17 protein-coding genes are annotated in these 20,992 nt (G+C 73.0%); 9 read left to right on the forward strand and 8 right to left on the reverse strand.

Annotated features, from left to right (window positions below; genetic code table 11):
* Nucleotides 1–416, forward strand: a 416-nt coding sequence (locus tag ACN6LD_RS30745) for a peptidoglycan-binding domain-containing protein (protein ID WP_445044905.1), incomplete at its 5' end; no start/stop codon positions are given.
* Nucleotides 417–464: 48 nt separating this feature from the next.
* Here ACN6LD_RS30745 and ACN6LD_RS30750 read toward each other — a convergent pair.
* From ACN6LD_RS30750 to ACN6LD_RS30770, 5 genes are all read right to left on the reverse strand, one after another.
* Entirely contained in the window at nucleotides 465–2,798 is a 2,334-nt protein-coding gene (locus ACN6LD_RS30750) for a SpoIIE family protein phosphatase (protein WP_319197451.1), read from the reverse strand.
* A 149-nt stretch (nucleotides 2,799–2,947) separates the two neighbouring features.
* Entirely contained in the window at nucleotides 2,948–3,328 is a 381-nt protein-coding gene (locus ACN6LD_RS30755) for a hypothetical protein (protein ID WP_319197448.1), read from the reverse strand.
* 303 nt (nucleotides 3,329–3,631) lie between these two features.
* A complete protein-coding gene (locus ACN6LD_RS30760; protein ID WP_319197450.1) occupies nucleotides 3,632–4,576 on the reverse strand; it encodes a MurR/RpiR family transcriptional regulator in 945 nt (314 codons plus the stop codon).
* 638 nt (nucleotides 4,577–5,214) lie between these two features.
* Entirely contained in the window at nucleotides 5,215–7,134 is a 1,920-nt protein-coding gene (locus tag ACN6LD_RS30765) for a phosphatase PAP2 family protein (protein ID WP_445044906.1), read from the reverse strand.
* 191 nt (nucleotides 7,135–7,325) lie between these two features.
* Nucleotides 7,326–8,234 carry an N-acetylglucosamine kinase gene (locus ACN6LD_RS30770; RefSeq protein ID WP_319192344.1) on the reverse strand — a complete coding sequence of 303 codons (909 nt, stop codon included), beginning with the start codon at nucleotides 8,232–8,234 and terminating at the stop codon, nucleotides 7,326–7,328.
* A gap of 324 nt (nucleotides 8,235–8,558) precedes the next feature.
* Between ACN6LD_RS30770 and ACN6LD_RS30775 the strand changes: the two genes are divergently transcribed.
* The 5 genes from ACN6LD_RS30775 to ACN6LD_RS30795 all read left to right on the forward strand — a co-directional run bounded on the left by ACN6LD_RS30775 (nucleotide 8,559) and on the right by ACN6LD_RS30795 (nucleotide 14,944).
* The gene (locus ACN6LD_RS30775) at nucleotides 8,559–9,692 is read left to right on the forward strand and encodes an ROK family protein (RefSeq protein WP_415924908.1); all 1,134 of its coding nucleotides are present in this window, start codon (nucleotides 8,559–8,561) and stop codon (nucleotides 9,690–9,692) included.
* Between the two features lie 274 nt (nucleotides 9,693–9,966).
* Nucleotides 9,967–11,295, forward strand: a complete 1,329-nt coding sequence (locus ACN6LD_RS30780) for an extracellular solute-binding protein (RefSeq protein WP_319192346.1) — start codon at nucleotides 9,967–9,969, stop codon at nucleotides 11,293–11,295.
* A 117-nt stretch (nucleotides 11,296–11,412) separates the two neighbouring features.
* Nucleotides 11,413–12,324, forward strand: a complete 912-nt coding sequence (locus ACN6LD_RS30785; RefSeq protein ID WP_319192347.1) for a carbohydrate ABC transporter permease — start codon at nucleotides 11,413–11,415, stop codon at nucleotides 12,322–12,324.
* Nucleotides 12,321–13,223: a carbohydrate ABC transporter permease gene (locus ACN6LD_RS30790; RefSeq protein ID WP_319192349.1), complete on the forward strand. Its 903-nt coding sequence runs from the start codon at nucleotides 12,321–12,323 to the stop codon at nucleotides 13,221–13,223. The genes ACN6LD_RS30785 and ACN6LD_RS30790 overlap by 4 nt, the downstream gene beginning before the upstream one ends.
* 2 nt (nucleotides 13,224–13,225) lie before the next feature.
* The gene (locus ACN6LD_RS30795; RefSeq protein WP_445044907.1) at nucleotides 13,226–14,944 is read left to right on the forward strand and encodes a hypothetical protein; all 1,719 of its coding nucleotides are present in this window, start codon (nucleotides 13,226–13,228) and stop codon (nucleotides 14,942–14,944) included.
* A 143-nt stretch (nucleotides 14,945–15,087) separates the two neighbouring features.
* Here the strand turns inward: ACN6LD_RS30795 and ACN6LD_RS30800 are convergent, their stop codons facing one another.
* Both ACN6LD_RS30800 and ACN6LD_RS30805 read right to left on the reverse strand, forming a co-directional pair.
* Nucleotides 15,088–15,684 carry a hypothetical protein gene (locus tag ACN6LD_RS30800; protein WP_445044908.1) on the reverse strand — a complete coding sequence of 199 codons (597 nt, stop codon included), beginning with the start codon at nucleotides 15,682–15,684 and terminating at the stop codon, nucleotides 15,088–15,090.
* The gene (locus tag ACN6LD_RS30805; protein WP_319192356.1) at nucleotides 15,674–16,327 is read right to left on the reverse strand and encodes a nucleoside/nucleotide kinase family protein; all 654 of its coding nucleotides are present in this window, start codon (nucleotides 16,325–16,327) and stop codon (nucleotides 15,674–15,676) included. The genes ACN6LD_RS30800 and ACN6LD_RS30805 overlap by 11 nt, the downstream gene beginning before the upstream one ends.
* 55 nt (nucleotides 16,328–16,382) lie before the next feature.
* On the opposite strand from ACN6LD_RS30805, the gene ACN6LD_RS30810 reads away from it, so the two are divergent.
* The 3 genes from ACN6LD_RS30810 to ACN6LD_RS30820 all read left to right on the forward strand — a co-directional run bounded on the left by ACN6LD_RS30810 (nucleotide 16,383) and on the right by ACN6LD_RS30820 (nucleotide 20,009).
* Complete coding sequence (locus ACN6LD_RS30810; protein ID WP_319192358.1) at nucleotides 16,383–16,778, forward strand: nuclear transport factor 2 family protein; 396 nt, start codon at nucleotides 16,383–16,385, stop codon at nucleotides 16,776–16,778.
* 139 nt (nucleotides 16,779–16,917) lie between these two features.
* Entirely contained in the window at nucleotides 16,918–17,670 is a 753-nt protein-coding gene (locus tag ACN6LD_RS30815) for an HAD family hydrolase (RefSeq protein ID WP_319192359.1), read from the forward strand.
* Nucleotides 17,667–20,009 carry a glycoside hydrolase family 65 protein gene (locus ACN6LD_RS30820; protein ID WP_445044909.1) on the forward strand — a complete coding sequence of 781 codons (2,343 nt, stop codon included), beginning with the start codon at nucleotides 17,667–17,669 and terminating at the stop codon, nucleotides 20,007–20,009. Before ACN6LD_RS30815 ends, ACN6LD_RS30820 begins: the two co-directional genes overlap by 4 nt.
* A 13-nt stretch (nucleotides 20,010–20,022) precedes the next feature.
* On the opposite strand, the gene ACN6LD_RS30825 is transcribed toward ACN6LD_RS30820, so the two are convergent.
* On the reverse strand, nucleotides 20,023–20,982 hold the full coding sequence (locus ACN6LD_RS30825; protein WP_445044910.1) for a hypothetical protein: 960 nt from the start codon (nucleotides 20,980–20,982) through the stop codon (nucleotides 20,023–20,025).
* Nucleotides 20,983–20,992 lie beyond the last annotated feature (10 nt).

The raw sequence follows: 20,992 nt of genomic DNA on the forward strand, positions 1-20,992 counted from the left end.
ACGGCCCGCCCCGCGTCGCGGTCGCCGCCGTCGCCGTGCTCGCGGCCGCGCTCGTCGGCTTCGCCTGCGCGCTGCTGCTGCCCGGCCGCGACGGTGGAGCCGCCGCGGGGGCGCAACCGCCCGCGCCCGCCGCCACGGCGACGGCCGCCGCGAGCGCGCCCGCCGATCCCGACGGCGCGGGCACCCTGCGGGAGGGGGACAGCGGCCCCGGTGTGACCGAGCTCCAGCAGCGTCTGCGCAGGATCCCGAACGTCTACGACGGCGGTCCCACCGACGGCCGTTACGGCAGTGTGCTCACCGAGGCCGTGGCCCGCTTCCAGCTCTGGTACGGAATCCGCGGCGACGAGACCGGCGTGTACGGCGACGACACCCGGCGCGATCTGGAGTCCCGGACCGCGTCGGCCGCCGGCGGGTGAACGGGCGACGGCAGGGTGCACGCCGGGCGGGGCGGGAACCGGCCGGTCCTACCCCTCGCCGTCCTGCGGCAGCCGGATGTCGAGCACGCACACGTCGTCGCGGCCGTCGGGCTCCAGCACCGCGCCGAGCAGCTGTTCCAGCGGCGCCGGGCCGGCCGGGCCACGGCGGGCGGCGGCCCGGGCGAGCCGTCCCAGCCCCTGGTCGATGCTCTCCGCGGGCCGTTCGACCAGACCGTCGGTGTACAGCAGCAGCCGGTCGCCGGGCTCGAGGAGGACCTCCGTCTCCTCGTAGCGGGGCGCTTCCGTCGCGCCGAGGAGCATCCCGTAGGGGCGTTCGAGGTAGCGGGCCTCGCCGGCGCGCAGCAGCAGCGGTGGGGGGTGGCCGGCCTGCGCCCAGACGAGCCGGTGCTCGCTGGGGTTGTAGCGGGCCAGCATCATGGTCGCCGAGCCGTGCGGATCGCGGGAGTGCAGCAGCAGCGCGTTGAGCCGGCTGAGCGCCCCGGTCAGCGACGACCCCGTGATGATCATGCCTTTGGCGGTGAACCGCAGCAGCGCCATCGCGGCGACGGCGCCCAGGCCGTGCCCCGCCACGTCGCCCACCACGAACAGCGCGTCCCCGTCGGGCAGTTCGATGGCGCTGAACCAGTCGCCGCCGACGCTGAGATCCGACTGCGCCGGCAGGTACGCGATGTCCACCCGCAGCCCGGCCAGCCGGACGGGCTGTTTCGGCAGGGGGAGCAGGGCCTCCTGCAGACGCGCGGCGGCCGTGCGTTCGGCCTGCAGCACGCCGTGCTGGGTGAGCATCGCCCGCTCGCTGGCGACGAGGGCGAGTTCGGCGTTGCGCTGCGCGGTGAGGTCCTGCACGAAGCCGTGCACCTCGACGGGCGTGCCCGCCGCGTCGGGCACGGCCTCCGCGACCACCCGCAGATGGCGGACGCCGTCCCGGGTGACGAACCGGAACGGCACGTCGCACGGCTGCCCGTGGCGCACGAGCTCCCCGACGGAGCGGGCCAGCACCGGCACGTCCTCGGGCAGGGCGAGCCGCGGCAGACCCGCGAGGGGGACGGCGCCCCGGGCGGGGTCGCGTTCGAGGATGGCGAAGACCTGGGCGGACCAGTTCCCCTCGCCCGTCACCAGGTTCCAGGTGACCCAGCCGAGGTTGCCCAGCCGCTGCACGTCCGCCAGCCGCTGCTCCTGCCGGTCGGAGGGGTCGTGGCGGACCCAGCTGACGACCAGTCCGTCGCCCAGCCGTGCGGCCCTCGCCGAGTAGGTGGACAGCTCGCTGAACCCGGCGGTCGTCTGCTGCAGGGCGAACGGCTCGCCCTCGAACGGCTCGTCGCCCGCGAGCGTCCGGAGGCAGCCCTGCCACATCGGTTCGCCGGCCATCTCCGGCCAGCACTCCAGGAAGCGCAGTCCGACCAGCTCGGGCCCGCTGCGACCCCGGGCGTCGGAGGTCATCCGGGTGGCGGCGTCGATGCGGAAGTCCTCGACGTGCCCCGACGCGGAACGCAAGGGGGAGAGGAGCACCGCGGAGACCGGCAGCCGGTCGAACATCGTCTCCATGGCGTCCGCGGCGGCCCCGACGGCGGTGGGCCTGCGGGCGTCCACGGTGCGCAGCGGGCCCGCGCAGAGCTGGGCGACGGCCAGCAGATGTTCCCGCACGCGCGGGGTGAAGGGACCCTCACGGCGGCGCAGGATGCCCAGCGCGACGTCGGTCGACGCCCCGGTGACCACCGGCAGCCAGGCCCGGGTCGGCCAGCGGCGCGCGGGGTCGCCGATCAGCAGATAGCGCTGGGCGTCCTTGTCGACGTCCTCCAGCCAGCACGGCCGGCCGGACTCGAGGGCGACGCGTGCGGCGATGCCGCTCACCGGAGGAACCCGTCCCCACTGGTCGGCCAGCGTCTTGTCGATCCCGGCGTGCCCCACGAGGTCGAGCCCGCCCCCGGGCAGCCGTGCATAGATCATGACGGCGTCGGCGCCCACGTCCGGCGCGAGGTGGTCGAGCAGCCGGCGGGCGAGATCCTGCGGCCCGCCGACCCGGACGAGGCCCCGGCTGAGCCGGCCGAGAGCCGCGGCGTCGATCTCGCCGGCGGCCGACTGCGGCGTGCTCTGCGGCTCCGGGGCGTCGGCGGAGGGGGCCGCGGGCTCGGTGCGCTGCGGTGCGGCGAGGGAGCCGAGGGTGATCCAGCACTCCTCCAGCAGCGTCCGCCGCGCGGTCTGCGCCCGCCGGTGCAGTTCGTCCTGGGCGGCGTCGGGGGTGCAGCCGCGCTGTGCCATCAGCGCGCCCTTGGCGCGCTCCAGCACGGCCGCGGTCGCCGCGAGGTCCTGCAGCCGGTCCATCTCGGCGCGCTGGCGGGCCACGACGCGGGTCAGCGCGGCCATGTCGGGGACGCCGCCGGACTCCGCGGGCAGGGCGGGTTCGCTCGTCACGCCTCGAGCATGGCACATGGGCGCGGCTCGGATCGAGGTCTTGCGGCAACCCTCCTGCCAGGCGCGATGGCCTGCGCGGACATCGGTCCGCGACGGCCCGGTCAACGCCCGGCGTTGTGCTCCGTCAGGGCCTGGGAGACGGCTCGGACGCTGCGGGCGATGTGCTGGAGCTGCATGACCTCGGCGGCGTACATCTTGATGGTGTGCTCGATGACGGACTCGGCCAGTCCGAGCCGGGGGAGGTCGGCGCGGGCGGTCTGCAGAGCGGTGCGGGCGACCCGGACCTCGTTCTGGACCTGGATCTGCGCGTGGCGGGCGAGCAGCACCGGGTGACGCAGCAGGGCGGGGTAGCTCGCGTAGCGCGCGGGCACCAGCTCACGCAGCCACTTGGCGGCCGAGCGCTCCCAGTCGTAGCTGCCGGGCGTCTTGACCTGGCACGGCCAGTCCGAGCTGATGCGCGTCGTCGTCAGAGTCATGATCATCGCTTCCGGTATGTGGCGTCGTGACGGTGGTCCGACGGTTCGGGGCGGCCCCGGTCCAGGGGATGACCGGGGCCGCCTGGGGCGCTCGCGCAAGCGATGCCCCGAGCACCCCGAACGCCGACGCGGGTAGGGGACGGCGGTCTTCAGGTGCCCGTACAGGAGCCCTTCGCGGGCGGTGCGGCCGTGAGCAGTATTTATATATGCCGACGGGTTTGCAAGACGTATGAAAACATTCATGCGTGAAATGCCCGTACGGGTCCCATTGGTCCTTTATGGGGGAGGGGGTGGTCCTGGGTAAAACGGTCATTCCCGGAGGAAGAACTGGTGCTGCTCGGCGATCTGCTCGTATTCCTCGAGCCGCGCCTGGGTGCGCTCGGGGCCGGCGTCGGTCATGGCCTGGAGCAGCGCCGCGGCCATCACGCCCGGGGCGGCGTAGGAGTCGAAGACCAGGCGGGAGCCGGTGCCGGTGGCGAAGGCGGCGTCGGCCTCGTCGGCCACCGGCCCCAGTGCGAGGTCGGTGATCAGCGCGACCTTGAGGCCGGCGCTGCGGGCGACCCGCACGGCGGTCAGGGTCTCCTGCGCGTGCCGGGGCATCGAGAACGCCAGCACCCAGGTCCCGCCCGCCTCCCGGGACTGCAGCAGCGCGTCGTAGGCGACGCTGCCGCCCCGGGTCACCAGCCGCACGTCCGGGTGGACGCGGCGGGCGGCGTAGGCGAAGTACTCGGCCAGCGAGGCGGAGATGCGCAGCCCGAGGACGGTCAGCGGCGTCGACTGGGAGAGCTTGCGGCCGACGTCGATGACATGGTCGGGGTCGGCGAAGTCGCGCCGCAGGTTCTCCAGGTTCTCGATCTCCGCGTCGACCGCCGCCTGCAGTTCGTTGCTGCGGTTCACCTCCGCCGCAGGGCCGCCGGCCAGCGCGCCGAGCGCGATCGACTGGAGCTTCTCCCGCAGCGCGGGATACCCGCTGAAGCCCACCGCCGCGGCGAACCGGGTCACCGAGGGCTGACTGACGCCGACCCGGTCCGCGAGGTCGGTGATCGACAGGAACGCCGCCTCGGTGATGTGCTCGATCAGATACTGGGCGATACGCCGTTGCCCCGGGGAGAGTTGGGGCCCGTCGAAGAGCGCCCGCAGTCGGGAGGTCGGGGACACCTCCGTCTCCGGTCCGGTCCTGCCCGAGGTGATCGCGGATGCCTGTGCGCGTGCCTGCTGAGGCGATGGCGCCGGTGCGCCTCCCTTGTCTTCCACGAAGCTCAACATAGCTCAGGGATCCGGCGGGCAAAGGTGAGCGGAGGGCGGGCCGGCACCCCTCCCGCACCCCCGGTGATCGCGGATTACCGCCGGTACGTCAGGACCGGGGTCCGGACGGCGTGACGGGCCGCCCGAGGCCGGACGCGGTCACGGGCCGCCCGGGACCGGTGACATCGCCGGCCCGCCCCGCAGTGCGGGTGCCCCGCTACCGGCCCCGAAGGTGACTCCGGCCCCGGAGGTGACACGGCCCCGGAGGTGACTCCGGCCCCGGAGGTGACACGGCCCCGGAGGTGACTCCGGCCTCGGAGGTGACACGGCCCCGGAGGTGACTCCGGCCTCGGAGGTGACACGGCCCCGGAGGTGACTCCGGCCTCGGAGGTGACTCCGGCCCCGGAGGTGACACGGCCCCGAAGATGAATCCGGCCTCGACGGTGATCCGGCCTCGACGGTGATCCGGCCCCGGGGGCGATGCCGGCCCCAGGGCGACACTGACCCCAGGACGACGCAGGTCCTGGGGCGATGCCGGCCCCCAGGGCGACACCGGCGGGCCCGGGGCGACGCCTGCCGGGTGGGGGCGGGAGTGGACCCGGCGGGGGCGTGTGCCTGCCCGGGGTCGTCTCCCGCCCCCACGGGCGTCACCGCTTCAGCAGGCGTACCGACAGGCCGTGCGCCGTGTACACGGGCACGGCCCGCAGGTGACCGCAGCCCGGCAGCAGGATGCGGTCGAACTGGCCGCGCAGCGCCGACGCCGCGATCACCGGCACGGTCGTCCCCGCGGCCGGCGGCCGGTCGGCGTCGAGACGCAGCGACAGCACCGAGCCCCGGTCGAGCCGAACCCGCCCGGACACCGTCAGCGCCGGACCGTGGTGCCCGCGCAGCGTCAGGTCGAGCACCGCGCCGGCCCCCTGGGCCCACGCACCGCGCACCCGCACCGGCTCGTCCGCGCGCAGCGTGCCGCCGGTCAGCCGCACGTCGCCCTGGCCGAGGGCGTTGGCGTGCCCGGCCACGAGCACGCCCGCCTCGACGACGGTGCCGCCGTGGTAACGGTTGTGCCCGGTCAGTGTGAGCGTGCCGGAACCGCGCTTGGTCAGACCGCCTTCGCCCGTGATGTCGTTGCGCCAGGCGTCGGCCGCCTGGAAGCCGTGCTTCGCGGCGTCCATGGTGACCGTGACGTCGCAGTCGAAGGCGCCGTAACCGTCCGCGGCCGCGAACAGGTTGAGTCGGCCCCACTGCTCGAAGCCGTCCAGCAGCACGTACCCGGAGGGCAGCGCGGTCGTGCGCAGCACCTCCCGGCGCTGAGCCGCGGTCAGGTACGGCTGCCGGGTCTCCAGCAGCACCTCCGCGCCCTTGGGCACCGTCAGGGGCTCCTTGCGGCCCTCCCTGGTGAGGACGTAGGTCAGCCGGGGCTCGACGGCGCGCGCGTTGGCCTCGCGGTCGGCGTACTCGTCGGAGGAGTCGGAGTGCGCGTACGCGAACAGGGTGTCGGGGGTCGTGCCGGTCTTCCCGGTGAAGTAGGCCAGGGCCTGGGCGCGGGCGGCCGCCTTCAGCTCGGCGTTGGCCGGGTCGGCGAGGGTGGCGGCGGCGAGCGCCGTGGCCATGATGCGGCCGCCGATGACGTCGACGGTGGAGTGCATGCCGGACATGATCCTGGTGTGGCTCAGCTGCAGGGCGCGCGTCACCAGCTCCTGGAAACGCTCGGGGACGGCGTACGCGTACGCCAGCGACGCCAGGTGGAATGCATTGGTGTGGCCGCTCGGGAATCCGCCGTCGTCCGTCGGCGAAGTGCTGCGCTGGCGCAGCAGCTGCGGCACGACGACCACCTCGGAGTCGTAGACGGGGAAGCCGAGCGCGTCGGTCTTCCCGGTGTCGACGACCTCGCTGTTCTCGTTCATGCGCCACGGCCGCGGGTACTGGTACGCGTACTTGCTCGGGTTGCCCGAGGCGTAGTTGCCGCGCACCGTGTCGACGAGCGTGGCGACCAGGCCGAGGTCGGAGTCGTGCGAACCGGCGCCGAGGGCGGAGCCGGCGGGCGCGTCGGCCGGCACCGCGTCGTCGATCTTGGCGGGCGGTATGCCGTCCGGCGCGCGAGTGATCGACGTGACGGCCTTGGCGCCCGCCTTGTACAGGTCCGCCAGCGGTCCGAGGCCCGCGATCGTCGAGTAGCTCTGGTGCTGACGGTCGTAGAGGAAGGCCTCTCTGCCCTGGGCCTCCGTGCGGTTGCGGGTGAGCGCGATGCAGTAGCGCATGTTGGCGCGCAGGACGTCGGGCCGCAGGGGCGTGCCCGTGTTCCATGCCGAGCCGGTCTTCCACACACGGGCGAAGCCGCCGAGGGCGCGGACCACCGCGTTGGTCTCGGGCGTGAGGTTCGCTATGACGTTCGTCTTGTAGTCGTCGGCGAACGGGAGCGGAGCGGTTGCGGCCTTGGCGTCCGCGGCGACCAGCCAGGAGGCCAGCGTCGGGGCGGCCACCAGGGCCGCCGACCCGCCCACGGAGAACTTGAGGAAACGCCTTCTGTTCACGGCCGAGGGAGAGCTGAGCCCGGCGGGTGACGGCATGGATGTGCCTTCCTGGAGTGGCCTCGGCCGAGGGGCCGGAGCGAGGGGGTGCGCGACGGCGGTCCGTGGGTGTTTGCGACGACCCGTGAGCCGGTGACGCGTCTGAGCGAAGATCTACGGCCGGGTCGTGTCGCTTTCGCGTGGGCCCGGCGACCGGTGCGTGTCCTGTGGGTGAACGTGCCGGCGGCGGCTCACAGCAGTGAGCGCGCCAGTGCCACCGCGCCCTGTACCGGCGGCACGGTGAGCGGCTGCGGCCGCGCTCCCGGCACGGCGGCGCCGAGTGCGGCGGCGAACGCCTCGTAGAGCGCGGGCTGCCCGAGCACCGTGCCGCCCGCCACGACGACGTCGTCGACCACGACCCCGCGCGCCGCCAGACGGGCCACGAGGGTCGCGAGGTCCTCGCCGGCGCGGGCGATCACGGACCGGGCGAGGGCGGAGCCGTCGGCGGCGGCCGCGAAGACGACGGGAGCGTGCCGCCCCCACTCCGCGGAGACGTCGGACGCGCTCTCCAGCGCGGCGCCGAGCGCCGGGACCTCCGGCACGCCGAAGGAGGAGATCAGGCCGCGTGCGAGGGCGTCGGGGGCCTCGCCCCGGTCGTGTGCGGCCCACACGGCCCGGGCGGCCTCCCGGACGAGTCCGGCGGCGCCGCCCTCGTCGCCGAGGACCGCGCCCCAGCCGCCCACCTGGACCGGGGCGCCGTCGGGCAGCCGTCCCACCGCGACCGATCCGGTGCCGGCCACGAGGCCGACGCCCTTGTCCAGACCGGCGGCCGGAACGAGCAACTCGGCGTCGCCCACGACCTGCGCGGGCGCGCCGAGAAGTTCCTGGAGCGCGACACGGATCCGTGCGCACTGGAGAGGGGTCTCGCAGGCGTGCGCCCCCAGGGCGAGCGCAGCGGGACGTGCGTCCGCCGGCAGTGCCTCGCGGAGGAGGACGGCCAGCCAGCGCGCGGCGGCGACCGGGTCGTGGGGCCGCCAGCCGCTGCTGGCGCGCACATGGTCGACCACGACGTGGTCGCCCGCGAGCGCGCGCAGATGCGTCTTGGTGCCGCCCACGTCGACGCCGACCACGAGGGGGCTCGAAGGGGGAGAGTCCTGCACGGATCCTCTTTCGTCGATGCGCTTGACGGGCTGCGACGGCGGGCGAACCGTGACCGAGGGAACAGGCATGGAGGAGCTAGGGAAGCCCCGGGACGGGCCTCTGGCGAAGCACGGCAGGCGAGTACCGTGAAGTTCGTTAGGAAGTTAACTAACGAAGTACAGTGCGTCAAGAGGTATCGCGCACTCGACCACCGCGCGGCCCGGAAGGCCCGCGGGGGGCGGGAACGCGCGACGTCGGTGCATCCCATCGCCGCAGCCCGCCGGGACGATCTCGTCCGGCGCGCGCGGCCCTGTACCCGTGTGGGGGAAACTGTGGAACTCGACGTGGTGGAAGCCCCCCGCCTGACCGAGAGCGCCAGCGCCGTGTTCGCCGTGCTGGCCCAGGCGGGCAGCGCGACCCGGCCGCAGCTCGCGAGCCTGGCGGGACTGTCCAAGCCGACCGTGTCCTCCGCCGTGGCGGAGCTCGAGGCCGCGCGTCTCGCCGCACACTCCGGGACCGCCTCCAGCGGCACCGGCCGCTCCGCCGCCGTCTACTGCCTCGGCCCGGCCGCGGGCGCGGTGCTGGCCGTCGATCTCGGCCCGGCCGTCACCCGGGTCAGAGGCTGCGCCCTGGACGGCGCCCTGCTCGCCGAGGCCACCGCCTCCCGCAAGGACGCCGCCGACGCCGTCCGTGAGGCGCTCGACGCACTGCCCGGCGGTGTGCCGCTGCGCTCCATCGTGGTCGCCGTCGGCGACGTGGCCGCACGGGACCGGCTGGGCAGCGGCATGCGCCCCGCGACCGCCAAGGCCGGCCCCGTCTTCGACTCCGTGGCGGTCGCCCTTCCGCCGGGCGTTCCCGTGCAGCTGGAGAACAACGTCAACTGCGCGGCGCTCGCGGAACTGCACGAGGGAGCCGCCCGGGGCCGGCACACCTTCGGCTATCTGCGCATCGGCGTGGGCATCGGTCTCGGCATCGTGGTCGGGGGACAGGTGCTGCGCGGCTCGAACGGGGCCGCCGGAGAGCTCGCCCGGCTGCCCTATCCCTGGGACGACGGCCGTGAGCCGCGCCGGGAGGCACTGGAGGAGTACATCGGCGCCCGCTCCCTGCTGCGCCGGGCCAGGGAGGCCTGGGAGGCCGCGGACGGTCCCTGCCCGCGCACCACCGAGCGGCTGTTCGCCCTCGCCGGGGCGGGCACGGCCACGGCGGGCGCGATCGTCGGCCGGCACGCCGCGGACGTGGGCCGGCTGGCCGCCGCGGTGACCGCCGTACTGGACCCCGGACTGATCGTGCTCGGCGGCAGCACCGGTGCTGATCCGCAGCTCCTGCCCGGTGTGCGGGCCGAGCTGGCGCGGCTGAGCTGGCCCACGGAGGTGGTCAGCAGCACGGTCGGCGATTCCGGCACGGTCGCGGGCGCCGCACGGCTCGCGGTCGCCCGGGGAGTCCAAACCGTGACCGATGTGGCGCGGGCCAAGGATTGACGGCCCGCGACTCGGTCTGCCAATGTCCGGACAAGCGCTTTCTAAGTCGGTCGGGACGCCGGCTTGGGGTGAGCGTCCCGGCCGTACTCGACGTACGGCAGCCGCACGAGGGCGTGCTTGTGCGACGACGGCCCTCATGGCCGGGGACCCCACCCGTGTAGGCGACGCGGCCGGGCGAGGCCGTGCCCCCGGAAAGCGAAACCTCCTGCAAACTGCACCCGTGCCGCCTCGTTCGGCGCCGTGCTCCGTCCCCTACGACGAAATGGGATCGAAGATGACCAGTGTGGGTGTGCGGCGCTCCCGCCGACTCGGCCTCGGCGGCATACGCCGCCTGGTTCCCCTCGCTGCCGTGGCCTCGGCAGGTGCCCTGTTGCTCTCCGCCTGCGGGTCGGACGGCGGCTCGGGCGGGAACTCCAAGTCCCTGACGTTCTGGATCTCCACGGTTCCGGGGCAGGACGCGGGCTGGAAGAAGCTGGTGGCGCAGTACAAGAAGGAAGCCGATGTCGACGTCAAGCTCGTCAACATCCCCTACGACGGCTACACGACGAAGCTGAAGAACGCCGCGCAGGCGAACTCCCTGCCCGATGTGGCGGCCGTCCCGTCGCTGGACCCGATCTGGTCGGGCAAGCTGATCGACCTCGGCTCCATCGCCAACAACAAGACCAACAAGATCAACGCCAACTTCGTCGCCAAGGACTCGTCGGGGAAGGTCCTGGCCATCCCTTCGGACGTCACCGCGTCCGGCATGTACATCAACAAGTCGCTCTTCGAGCAGGCCGGCGTCGCCTTCCCGACCTCGCCCCAGAAGACCTGGACGTGGACCGACTTCATCAAGGCGGCGAACACGGTCCGCGAGAAGACCAAGGCCAAGTACTCCCTGACCTTCGACCAGTCGCCGTCCCGGCTGCGCGCCATGGTGTACGAGATGGGCGGCAAGTACGTCCACGCCGACGACTCCGGCAAGTTCTCGGCGGACGAGGCGACCAAGAAGGCCGTGAACACCTTCGTCGGCTGGAACGACGACAAGACCATGCCGAAGTCGGTGTGGACCAGCGGCGCCGACCCGTCGGCGATGTTCCAGAGCGGTGACGTGGTCGCCTACTGGTCCGGCGTGTGGCAGGTCGCCTCCTTCGCGGAGAGCATCAAGAAGTTCGAGTGGGCGAGCGTCCCGACCCCCGCCCAGCCGGTGCAGGCCAGTGACGTCAACAGCGGCGGCCTGATGGTCGGCTTCAACAACAACGGCGCCGCGGCCACCGCCGCGACGAAGTTCATGTCCTGGCTGTACGAGCCGGACCACTACCGCACGCTGTGCGAGGCGTCCGGATTCCTGCCGGTCGAGAGCGGTCTGAACCCGAAGTACCCCTTCACCTCCGAGGCGGCGCAGGCGGCGTTCAAGCTGTACAACGAGGAGATCCCGCTCTACGCGCCGATCTCCGGCTACTTCAACGGCGCGCAGACGAACTGGGTGCTGAAGGGCAAGAGCCTCACCGAGGACCCGACCAAGACCGAGCTCGGCAAGGCCATCAACGGTCAGCAGTCGGCCGACAAGGCCCTGGAGAACATCGTGGCCGGCTACAACCAGCAGGTCGGCGGCGGATCGTAGGCCACAGGGCCGGGCGGCGGCGTCCCCACCCCGCCGCCCGGCCCTGCACGCACCCGTGACGCCGGGCTCACGGCGTGAGCCCACGGCAATCCCACTCACCAGCACGGAGTCAGGAAGATGACAAAACGCGCCTCGGACGTGTCCGTGAGCCCGCCCAGGAGACGCAGCACCTACGTCCTCGCGCCGCTCGTCCTCATCGCGGCCAATGTGGTGCTCTTCTCGCTGTTCTTCGTCTGGCCGGCGGTGATCGGGCTCGTCTACTCCTTCACGAACTACACGGGCGTGGGCGCGTTCCAGTTCGTGGGGCTGGACAACTACCACAACCTGTTCGGGGACTCCACCTTCTACGACGCGCTGACCCGGACGCTGCTGTACGCGGTGCTCTTCGTCCCGCTGAACTTCGCGCTCTCGCTGCTCGCCGCCAACCTCGTGGTGAACAAGAACGCCAAGGGCGCGTCGGTGGCCCGCGTCATCTTCTTCATCCCGTGGCTGCTGTCGCCCATCGTCGTGGGCGTCCTGTGGCGGTGGCTGTTCGGCGAGAACTTCGGACTGGTCAACTACGTCATCGAGAAGCTCGGCGGCAGCGCCGTCCCGTGGCAGTCCAACGCGGACCTGTCGTTGATCGTGGTGGTGATGGCGGCGTCCTGGGCCTGGACGGGCTTCTCGATGCTGCTGTTCATCGCGGCGATCAAGAACGTGCCGGTGTCGTACTACGAGGCGGCCGCGCTCGACGGCGCCGGCCCGTGGCGCCAGTTCATCAGCATCACGCTGCCGAGTATCGCGCCCACCTCGTTCATCGTCATCCTGCTCAACACGATCAACGCGATGAAGGAGTACCCGGTGTTCGTCGCCCTCAACAACGGCGGCCCCGGCACCTCGAACAACCTCCTCGTCCAGTACATCTACGAGACCGGCTTCAAACGGGGCCAGATCGGCTACGCGAGCGCCGCGTCGTTCGTGCTCATGCTCATCCTGATGGCCGTCGCGATCGTCCAGCTGATCGTCAACCGGCGGGTGGAGAACCGATGACAACCACAGACATCCCACGCCCGGTCGACGCCGGTTCCGGACGGACCGTCTCCAAGAAGCGGTCCCGCGGCACGGGCAGCGGCGGCATCCGGCAGGCGGTGTCCGCGACGACACTGCTGTGGATCCTGGCGTGCCTGTACGGGCTGCCGGTGCTGTGGTTCGTCCTCAGCTCCTTCAAGCCGGCCAGCGACCTGTTCTCCTATCCGCTGACGCTGGTTCCGCACGACCCCACCCTGTCGGGCTTCAAGGCGGCGTGGGAGAGCGCCAACTTCTCCCAGTACTTCATCAACACCGCCATCGTGTGCGTGATCACGACGATCCTCACGGTGGGCGTCAGCTGCTGCACCGGGTACGCGCTGGCCAAGTACGACAACCGATGGCTCAAGGCGTTCTTCCTCTGCATCCTGGCCACCACGATGCTGCCGGGCGAGGTCATGCTCGCCCCGGAGTTCCTGGTGGTGCGCAACCTCGGCCTCTACAACTCCTTCGCCGGCATCATCCTCCCGGCCGTGCTCACCGCGACCGGATGCTTCATGTTCCGTCAGTTCTTCCTGACGGTTCCCGACGAACTGGTGGAAGCCGCACGCATCGACGGCGCGCGCGAGCTGTCGATCTTCCTGCGGATCATGGTGCCGATCTCCCGGCCCATCATGCTGACCCTCGCCATCCTGTCCTTCCAGTGGCGGTGGAACGACTACATCTGGCCGCTGCTGATGCTCAACGACCCGAACAAGTTCACCGTGCAGATCGGCATCCAGAGCATCGTCGGCGCGCAGAACATCAACTGGTCGGTACTGCTCGGCGCCTCGGTCATCTCCATGATCCCCCTGATCCTCGTCTTCCTCGTCTTCCAGCGCTACGTCATGGGCGCCGACATCAACGCCGGACTGAAGGACTGACCGTGCCCACCCAGCTCGACCACGAGTTCGTCCGCGCGGCGGCCCGCGCCGCCGACCGGCCGGCCGCCCCGCTGGCGGCCGGCCCCGCCGAGGAACCCGTCGGGGTGCCCCACCGCGCTCTGGCACGCCGGGTGAAGACCCTGGTCGCGGCGTACCGCTCGCCCGACTCGGCACTGCACGGCAGCAGCCGCGCCGTCGCCGCCGCGACGACCCAGCTGCGCGCCCTGCGGACCGCGCAGACGTCAACCGGCCTCTTCGCCGGCGGCGACAACGTGCAGTCACCGCCGGACTCCGCCTTCACCGTCAACGACGTGTGCGACGCGCACGTCCTCGCCGCCGGCGCGGGGCCCGAACTGGACGAGGTCACCGCCGTGCTCGCGGAGATCGCCGACGCCGCCTCCGGCAGTCTCCTGACCGGCGGGGTGCACACCCCGAACCACCGCTGGGAGCTGTCCGCGGCCCTGGCCCGGCTGCACCGGTCGTTCCCCGACAGCCGGCTGCTCGACCGCGTCGAGGAGTGGCTCGCCGAGGGCGTCGACATCGACGCGGAGGGCCATTACTCGGAACGCAGCGCCAACTACGCGGCCCATGTCTCCAACCCCTCGCTGCTGCTGCTGGCCGGCGTCCTCGGCCGGGCCGACCTGCTGGACGCCGTCGAACGCAATCTCACCGCCACCCTGGACCTCATCAGGCCCGACGGCACGGTGGAGACCGTCCACTCGCGACGGCAGGACCAGCACCACCCGTTCCCGCTGGCCCCCTACCTGCCGCACTACCGGCTGCTCGCGGTCCGCACCGGCCGGGGCGACTTCGCCCGGGCGGCGCGGCTGGCGGCCGCCGGCGGCATCGACGACCCCGACCTGCTCGCGGAGACCCTCCTCACCCCGGACCTGTGCCGCGCACTGCCCGCTCCGGCCCCGGAGACACTGCCCCGCGACCGGTACGTCACCACCGCGCGCCTCGCCACACGTGCCTCGGCCACCGCGCACACCGTGGTGTACGGAGGCTCCGACGTGCCGGAGCACCGGCGCATCCGCTCCGGCCTCGCCTGCAATCCCACCTTCCTGCGCATGTTCGCCGGCGACGCCGTCCTCGACGCGGTCCGTCTCTCGCGGGGGTTCTTCGACCTGGGCCCGTTCCGCGCCGCCGACACGCAACGGCTCGCCGACAACCGCTACCTCCTCACCGAAACCCTCACGGCCGCCTACTACCAGCCGCTCGCGAAGGACCGACTGCGGGACGACGGCTCCTACCGGATGGCGGACGAGGGCCGCTTCTCGGCCGCCATGGCCTTCTCGGACCGGCCCCGGGACGAGGTGTCGCACACGACCCGGATCGAGGTGGACCTGCGGGACGACGGCGCCGACCTGCGGATCGACATCAGCGGGCCGCGCGTGCCCTGGGCGCTCGAACTGACCTTCCGGCCGGGCGGCACGACGCAGGGCGGCGAACCGGTCGGCGACGGACGCCGGTGCCTGACGACCGGGCCGATGACCTATCGGGTCGGTGACGACGAGATCCGGGTCGTGGCCGACGTCGAGGCGGGCGAACCGCTCGCCGGGCCGGACCGCAGCGACGTGCTGCGGTACGACCCCGGCCAGGACCACACCGTGGTGGGCGGCACCGACGCGACGACGGGGAACCGCGTCTACCTCGGTGGACTCGGCCCGCACACGCTGACCGTCGCGCTGCGCGCCGTCAGGTCCGCATCGGCCGTGTGACGGTCCGCACCGGCCCGTGTGACGGTCTGCACCGGCCGTGTGACGGACCGCCTTCGCCGCTCGTCCGCGGACCGGACGGCGCCCGTCGGCCCCCCGGCGGGCCGACGCCCACGCCGCGCGCGGCGGGCGACCGAGACCGGTCCTCAGACAGGCAGCCCGAGCAGTCCCCAGCCGCGCCGCGCCACCTCGTCGACCACCACCGCCCACTCGCGCACCAGGACCGTGAACGCGTCGAAGTCCGCGATCGACCCGCCGGGGCGTGCCGCGTGCCGGTCGTACTGGGTGCGCAGTCCCTCCAGCAGGGGCTGCGCACGGGCCCAGTGAGCGGCGAGCCCGGTCACCCGGGCGGGCGGGCCGACGAGGAGCAGGCGCATGCCCCACGGAGCGCGGTCCGAGGGAAGGAGGCCGGCCCCCGGCAGGTCGTCCTCGTCCCGGACCAGGGGGAGGAGGAAGCCGTCCAGGGCGTCCCGCAGCGCGGGGTCGGCGAACCCCCGGGCGGTGTCCCAGCCCTCGCCCGCCCAGAAGTGCGGTGCGTAGGACCCGGTGGTGCTGCGGAACGCGTAACGGCCGCACCAGGGCACCTTCGGCGAGGCGGGAAAGACCCAGCCGACCTCGGGCGCCTCGTCCGGGTCCAGGTCGTCGGGGCACGCCGCCTCGTGGAGCAGCTCCTGCCGCACGGCCGCCGACGTCCGCTCCCAACGACCCCAGTCGAGCGCCAGCACGGTGAGGTCAAGCCCCATCCGGGCCCCCTGCCCGCACCACCAGGTCGGCCCGGTCCCGCGTCGCCGCGACCAGCTCGGCGTTGCGCCGGTCGCTCCCGTGCACCCAGGCCACCGCCGCCTCGTGCCCCTTGCCGAACTCCTCGTGCCGGGCGACCAGCCGGCGGACGCGCTCGTCCTCGTCCGTCTCGCAGAACCACACCTCGTCCAGCGCGGCCCTCACCCGTGCCCACGCCCCCGTGCCGAGGAGCAGGTAGTTCCCCTCGGTGACGACCAGCCGCACCTCGGGCGGGACGGGCACGGCCCCCGCGAGCGGCTGCTCCAGCACCCGCTCGAAGCCCGGCGCGTACACGACGTCCCCACCGTCCGTCTCCTCCCGCAGCCGGTGCAGCAGGGCCGCGTACCCGGCCGCGTCGAAGGTGTCCGGCGCGCCCTTGCGGTCCCGTCGGCCGAGCCGGTCCAGCTCGACGTCGGCGAGGTGGAAGCCGTCCATCGGGACCTGCGCGGCCCACGGTTCCCCGGCGCCGTTCAGCTCCCGCACCAGGCGCTCGGCGAGGGTGGTCTTGCCCGCGCCGGGGCTGCCGGCGATGCCGAGCAGGGTGCGCCGGCCGCCGTCCCCGGCGAGGGAACGGGCCCGCAGGACCAGATCGTCGAAAGTGAGCACACAGCAGAGTGTCGCAGTCTCCTGGAAGGAGACCCGCAAGGAGAGGAGGACGCCCGTGTCCGACGACGAGACGCAGATCCGCACCCTGATCACCCGCTGGGCCGACGCCGTCCACCGCGGCGACCTCGACACGGTCGTCGACCACCACGCGGAGGACCTGGTGATGTACGACGTGCCGGCGCCCCACGAGGGGATCCGGGGCCTCGCCGCCTACCGGGCCGCCTGGCCGCCGTTCTTCGTCTGGCAGGCCCAGGGCGCCCGCTTCGACATCGACACCCTCGACGTCACCGCCGGTCAGGACGTCGCCTACGCCCACGCCCTGCTGCGCTGCGGCACGCCCGAGGAGCTCGCGGACTGCCCCGGCCTGCGGCTGCGGCTCACGTTCGGACTGCGCAAGGAGCGCGGCCGATGGCTGATCGCACACGAGCACCACTCCTTCCCCCACGACTGACCGACGAAGGCCCACGACGGACGCACGACCGGGGGCACGACCGCGGGTCGGCCGAGGCGGCGGCCGGGCGGCGGTCACGGAAGTCCGTGTGGTGCGCGCCACACCGTTGGGAGAGGCGTTGTGGGGGAACCGGGCTTGTATGACGACGACGCTCGGTCTTCCCGACGACATCCAGGCCTGCCTCTTCGACCTCGACGGGGTCGTCACCCGGACCGCGGTGGTGCACGCGGCCGCCTGGAAGGAGACCTTCGACGCGTTCCTGCACGCGCGCGAGGGCGCGGACTACCGTCCGTTCGACTCCGCCGACGACTACGACGAGTACGTCGACGGCCGGCCCCGCGCCGACGGCGTCCGCACCTTCCTCGCCTCCCGGGGCATCGAACTGCCCGAGGGCGACCCTGCCGACCCGCCCGACGCGCAGACCGTCCACGGGCTCGGCAACCGCAAGAACGAGCTGCTCCTCGAGCGGATCCGCACCGACGGCGTCGAGCCGTACGACGGCACCCTGCGCTACGTCGAGGCGGCACGCGCGCGAGGTCTGCGCACGGCGATCGTCTCCTCCAGCGCCAACACCCGCGACGTGCTGCGCTCCATCCACGCCGAGCATCTCTTCGACGTCCGTGTCGACGGCGTCGTGGCGGCCGAGCGGGGCCTGCCCGGCAAGCCGCGCCCCGACACGTTCCTGGCAGCCGCCCGCGACCTGGGCGTCGAACCCGCCCGCGCGGCCGTCTTCGAGGACGCGCTGGCCGGCATGGACGCGGGCCGCGCCGGGAACTTCGGGCACGTCGTCGGCGTTGACCGGGTCGGACAGACGGAAGCGCTGTACGCGCACGGCGCCGACGTCGTCGTCAAGGATCTGGACGACCTCATCGGGCAGGGAGGGGACGCGTGATCACCGACCGGTCCTACACCGTCGAGCCGTGGTGCGTGCGGGAGACGCAGCTCAACCTGGACGTCCTGGCTCAGAGCGAGTCCGTGTTCGCGCTCTCCAACGGGCACGTCGGCTGGCGCGGCAACCTCGACGAGGGCGAGCCGCACGGCCTGCCCGGCGCCTACCTCAACGGCGTGCACGAGCTGCACCCCCTGCCCTACGCCGAGGCGGGCTACGGCTACCCCGAGTCCGGACAGACGGTCATCAACGTCACCAACGGCAAGATCCTGCGGCTGCTGGTCGACGACGAGCCCTTCGACCTGCGCTACGGCCGGCTCGTCGCGCACGAGCGGGTGCTCGACCTGCGGCGCGGCGTGCTGGAGCGCACCTGCGAATGGACCTCGCCGGCCGGCTCCACGGTCCGGGTGCGCTCGACCCGGCTGGTGTCGCTCGCCCAGCGGGCCGTCGCCGCCGTCGCCTACGAGGTGGAGGCCGTCGGCAGCCGCTCCCGGGTGGTGATCCAGTCCGAGCTGGTCGCCAACGAGAGCCTGCCCGACCCCGACGGAGACCCGCGGGCGGCCCGCGCCCTGAAGTCGCCGCTGGAACCCGAGGAGGACGTCGCGGTGGACCGCCGGCTGCGGCTCGTCCACCGCACGAAACGCAGCGGGCTGCGCGTCGCCGTGGCCGCCGACCACGAGGTGAGCGGCCCCGAGCGGACCACCCTCAGCAGCGAGAGCAACGTCGACGTGGCCCGGCTCACCGTCACCTCCGTGCTCGAGCCCGGCCAGCGGCTGCGGGTGGAGAAGCTCGTCGCCCACGGCTGGTCCGGCGTCCGCTCCCGGCCCGCGATGAGCGATCAGGTGGAGGCCGCCCTCGCCGCCGCCGGGCACAGCGGCTGGGAGGGCCTCCTCGACGAACAGCGCGCCTACCTGGACGACTTCTGGACCCGCGCCGACGTCGAGGTGGACGGCGACGAGGAGATCCAGCAGGCCGTCCGCTTCGCCCTCTTCCATGTGCTGCAGGCCGGCGCCCGCGCCGAGCAGCGCGCCATCCCGGCCAAGGGGCTGACCGGCTCCGGCTACGACGGTCACGCCTTCTGGGACACCGAGACGTTCGTGCTGCCCCTGCTCACCTACACCGCGCCCGTGGCGGTCGCCGAGGCCCTGCGCTGGCGGCAGAACACCCTCCCCGCGGCCCGGGAGCGCGCGGCCCAGCTCGGGCTGCGCGGCGCCGCCTTCCCCTGGCGGACCATCGAGGGGTCCGAGGGCTCGGCCTACTGGCCGGCCGGGACGGCGGCCTTCCACGTCAACGCCGACATCGCCGACGCCGTGGTGCGGTACGTGGAGGCCACGGGAGACCACGACTTCGAACGGACCACGGGCGTCGAGCTGCTGACCGAGACGGCCCGGCTGTGGCGTGCGCTCGGCCACCACGACGCGCACGGCCACTTCCACATCGACGGGGTCACCGGCCCCGACGAGTACAGCGCGGTCGCCGACGACAACGTGTACACCAACCTCATGGCCAGGGCGAACCTCCTCGCCGCCGCCGACGCCGCCGAACGCCATCCGCAGCAGGCCGCCCGGCTGGGCGTCGACGACGAGGAGAGCGCGGCCTGGCGGGACGCCGCCGAGGCGATGTTCGTCCCCTACAACCACGATCTCGGCGTCCACGAACAGCACGCCGGCTTCACCCGCTACCAGCACTGGGACTTCGACGGCACCCGCCCCGACCAGTACCCCCTGCTCCTGCACTTCCCCTACTTCGACCTCTACCGCAAGCAGGTGGTCAAACAGGCCGACCTGGTCCTGGCGATGTACACCTGCGACCGTCACTTCGACGACGAGCAGCTCGCCCGCAACTTCGCGTACTACGAGCCGCTGACCGTCCGCGACTCCTCGCTGTCCGCCTGCTGCCAGGCGGTCATCGCCGCCCGGGCCGGACATCTGCGGCTGGCCTACGAGTACACGGCCGAGGCCGCGCTGATGGACCTGGCCGACCTCGAGCACAACACCCGGGACGGACTGCACATCGCGTCGCTGGCCGGCACCTGGACGGCCCTGGTCGCCGGGTTCGGGGGACTGCGCAGGGACGCGGACACCCTGCGGTTCGCCCCCCGGCTGCCGGAGCGGTTCAGCCGCCTCGCCTTCAGCGTGCAGGTGCGCGGCCGCTGCCTGCGGGTGGAGATCGGCCCGGAGAAGACCGCGTACACCCTGCTGTCCGGGGAGCCGCTGACGATCCGCCACCACGGGGAGCCCGTGCACGTCAACGGGGACGGCCCCGTCGTGCGCCCGGCGCCGCCGCTCCCGGCACGTCCGGCGCCCCGCCAGCCGACGCACCGGGGCCCCAATTTCCGCTGACCCCGCACCGCCCTCAGTCGCGCGCTCCGTGGTCCCTGCGGTATTTCACGATCTGCTGGACGGGGTCGCCCGTGCAGGACCACGGCATGCGCGTCGCCCGCCGCCCGAGACGGGCCAGGAGCGGGGCCGCCACGTCGGCGACCCGCGCCGCGCACGCCGCGTGGGCCAGGTGGTTGACGTCGCGCAGCTCACCCGGGGCGACGGCGCCCTCCTGGCGGCCGGCGAACCAGCGGTCCCAGGTGCGGCGGACGTCGCTGACCGCGCCGTCGTTGTTCCAGTGCTGGGCGAGGGCCACCGAGGTGGCACGCCCGTGCGCGGTGTCGACGGCGTGGCGGAACTCCTCCACGCGCGCGTACTGCACCAGCACCGGCAGCGGGCAGCCCGGCGGAGCCACCCCCGCCGCGTCCCGGGCGAAGTCGTACATCAGCCCGTGCGAGCCGTGCCAGCGGGCGGAGTAGTAGTGCAGGACCTGGAGGTGACCCTCCATGCTGTAGGGGTCGCGCCGGTGCAGCTCGTCCCACCAGCGTGCCAGTTCCTGGCGCCGTACCCCGGCGGGGTAGAGGCGGGCGACCGAGATCAGCGAGGTCCACGGCGTCGGGTCGTCCGGGTAGGTCTCGGTCGCGGCCAGACACGCCATGACCGCGCCGTCGACCCGGGTCTGGTCGATCGGCGCGCCCCGGCCCGCGGAGATGGCCAGGTTGAACGCCCGGGCCGTCTCCGTGGCCGCCCGCAGCACGAGCGCGTCGGCGCTGTGCGGCTCGGCGGCCAGCCAGGTCTCCACCGTGGAACTGCTCGCGCAGGCCTGCGCCAGCATCCGCATCCGGTGGCCGCGGGCGAGCCAGTCGGGCCCGGTCGACCGCAGCAGCTCCCGCAGACCCTGCCAGCGGCCGATGACGATGTCGTGCTTGACGGAGGAAAGGGGGGCATCCCCGCAGTCGGGGTCGAAATCGGGAGCGAAGCGGTCCCGCGCCATCACGTTCCTT

The sequence above is a fragment of the Streptomyces sp. SAS_272 genome, from assembly GCF_052543235.1.

Bases quoted from the DNA above. Each gene is read 5' to 3' on its own strand.
- ACN6LD_RS30750 (WP_319197451.1), bottom strand. From the start codon at position 2,798: ATGGCCGCGCTGACCCGCGTCGTGGCCCGCCAGCGCGCCGAGATGGAC.
- ACN6LD_RS30755 (WP_319197448.1), bottom strand. From the start codon at position 3,328: ATGATCATGACTCTGACGACGACGCGCATCAGCTCGGACTGGCCGTGC.
- ACN6LD_RS30765 (WP_445044906.1), bottom strand. From the start codon at position 7,134: ATGCCGTCACCCGCCGGGCTCAGCTCTCCCTCGGCCGTGAACAGAAGG.
- ACN6LD_RS30780 (WP_319192346.1), top strand. From the start codon at position 9,967: ATGACCAGTGTGGGTGTGCGGCGCTCCCGCCGACTCGGCCTCGGCGGC.
- ACN6LD_RS30785 (WP_319192347.1), top strand. From the start codon at position 11,413: ATGACAAAACGCGCCTCGGACGTGTCCGTGAGCCCGCCCAGGAGACGC.
- ACN6LD_RS30790 (WP_319192349.1), top strand. From the start codon at position 12,321: ATGACAACCACAGACATCCCACGCCCGGTCGACGCCGGTTCCGGACGG.
- ACN6LD_RS30800 (WP_445044908.1), bottom strand. From the start codon at position 15,684: ATGGGGCTTGACCTCACCGTGCTGGCGCTCGACTGGGGTCGTTGGGAG.
- ACN6LD_RS30815 (WP_319192359.1), top strand. From the start codon at position 16,918: ATGACGACGACGCTCGGTCTTCCCGACGACATCCAGGCCTGCCTCTTC.
- ACN6LD_RS30825 (WP_445044910.1), bottom strand. From the start codon at position 20,982: ATGGCGCGGGACCGCTTCGCTCCCGATTTCGACCCCGACTGCGGGGAT.